Source organism: Neisseria sp. P0021.S005 (genome assembly GCF_051956955.1).
In genome coordinates, this window is record NZ_JBQCWY010000556.1 from 1 (window position 1) to 2,033 (window position 2,033).

General features: G+C 48.2%; 2 protein-coding genes. Both read left to right on the top strand.

The genetic code is table 11. The features are described from left to right. Window positions 1–992 (top strand): endolytic transglycosylase MltG (gene mltG, locus ACTHUE_RS16775; RefSeq protein ID WP_440424029.1); only part of this gene is annotated, 992 nt, incomplete at its 5' end. Between the two features lie 67 nt (window positions 993–1,059). Next, on the top strand, window positions 1,060–1,686 hold the full coding sequence (tmk, locus tag ACTHUE_RS16780) for a dTMP kinase (protein ID WP_004520117.1): 627 nt from the start codon (window positions 1,060–1,062) through the stop codon (window positions 1,684–1,686). The last annotated feature ends 347 nt before the right edge of the window (window positions 1,687–2,033 follow it).

Consider the following 2,033-nt stretch of genomic DNA (forward strand, 5'->3'; position numbering starts at 1 on the left):
TGAAAAAATTGTTGAAATGGCTGGCCGTATTTTTGACGGCATTTGCCGCCGTGGTTGCCGCATTGTTGTTTGTTCCGAAAGACAACGGCAAACCATACCGTATTACCATTACCAAAAACCAAGGTATCTCTTCCGTCAGCCGCAAACTGGCTCAAGACGGCATTGTTTATAACCGTTATGTGCTGGTAGCTGCCGCATATGTGATGGGCGTGCACAACCAACTCAATGCCGGCTCTTACCGCCTGTCTGCCAAAGTATCGGCTTGGGACATTTTAAAACGCATTAAAAAAGGCCGTCCTGATTCGGTCAGCGTGCAAATTTTGGAAGGCGCGCGTTTTGCCCAAATGCGCCGTATTATCGACAATACTGCCGACATTGCCCACGATACGCGCGGTTGGAGTAATGAAAAACTAATGGCTGAAGTGGCGCCCGATGCCTTGAGCAGCAATCCTGAAGGACAGTTTTTCCCGGATAGTTACGAAATTGATGCTGGTGGCAGCGATCTTCAAATTTACAAAATCGCCTACCGTAAAATGCGGGAAAACCTGCAAGAAGCATGGGACGACCGTCAAAGCGGCCTGCCTTATAAAAATCCGTACGAAATGCTGATTATGGCGAGTCTGATTGAAAAAGAAACCGCACACGAAGACGACCGCGCCCATGTGGCCGCAGTATTCGTCAACCGCCTGAATATCGGCATGCGCCTGCAAACCGACCCGACCGTTATCTATGGCATGGGCGATGCGTATAAAGGCAGAATCCGCAAAGCCGACCTGCAACGCGATACGCCTTACAATACCTATACGCGCAGCGGTTTGACGCCGACGCCGATTGCGCTTCCCGGCAAGGCCGCGCTTGAAGCAGCGGGTCATCCGTCTGATGAAAAATATCTGTATTTCGTCTCAAAAATGGATGGTACGGGCTTGAGCGAGTTCAGCCACAATCTTTCTGAACACAACGCTGCCGTGCGCAAATATATTTTGAAGAAATAAACCGAATAGGCCGTCTGAAACATTTATAATCCCAGTTTCAGACGGCCTTTAAATTGACGATATCCATATGAAACCTAGATTTATTACCCTTGACGGCATAGACGGCGCAGGCAAGTCCACCAACCTCGCAGTAATGAAAGCATGGTTTGAGAAACACCAACTGCCCGTATTGTTTACGCGCGAACCGGGGGGTACTCCGGCCGGAGAAGCATTGCGTGAAATCCTGCTCAACCCTGCCACCCAAGTCGGCCTGCGTACCGAAACCCTGCTGATGTTTGCAGCCAGGCAGCAACACTTGGAAACAGTCATTCTGCCTGCCCTGAAAAACGGCACGCATGTCGTTTCCGACCGCTTTACCGATGCAACGTTTGCCTATCAAGGCGGTGGACGCGGTGTTCCCTTGCAAGATATTGCCACGCTTGAGCATTGGGTGCAGGGCGATTTCCGTCCAGATTTAACTTTGCTGTTGGATGTGCCTTTGGAAGTATCGATGGCGCGCATCAACCAAACGCGTGAGAAAGACCGCTTTGAACAAGAAGAAGCCGAGTTTTTCAATCGGGTGCGCGAAGTGTATCTGCAACGTGCTAACGAACAGCCGGAACGCTATGCCGTCATCGACAGCAGCCAAAGTCTGGACGCGGTAAAAAATCAGATTGAAACCGCGCTGGACAGTCATTTTGGATTGAATGTTTAAGTTTAAATAAAATGCCGTCTGAAAGAAGGGTAGTGTGGCGAAGAAATATTATTACAGAAGTTTTTAGACATAAAACTAAATAAAACGAAATATCAAAACAAATGTAATAAATATCGGTATGCGCCACCAAAAGAACATGATAAAATTACGGTCCCTTACAAAGCCGGTCTGTTAACAACCCGACTTTAGAAATTTTAAACGTCTGAAGCAGCCTGTTTCAGACTTGTTCGCTGTAAAATCTCTCTCGCAAACAGGATCGATAAATGGAAAATTCATTAAAAGAAGCCGCCCTGCAGTTCCACGAATTCCCCGTGCCGGGCAAAATCTCCGTTACCCCAACCAAATCT

What these genes read in the sequence shown, in the direction of transcription:
- tmk (WP_004520117.1), top strand. Translation starts at nt 1,060, where the DNA reads ATGAAACCTAGATTTATTACCCTTGACGGCATAGACGGCGCAGGCAAG.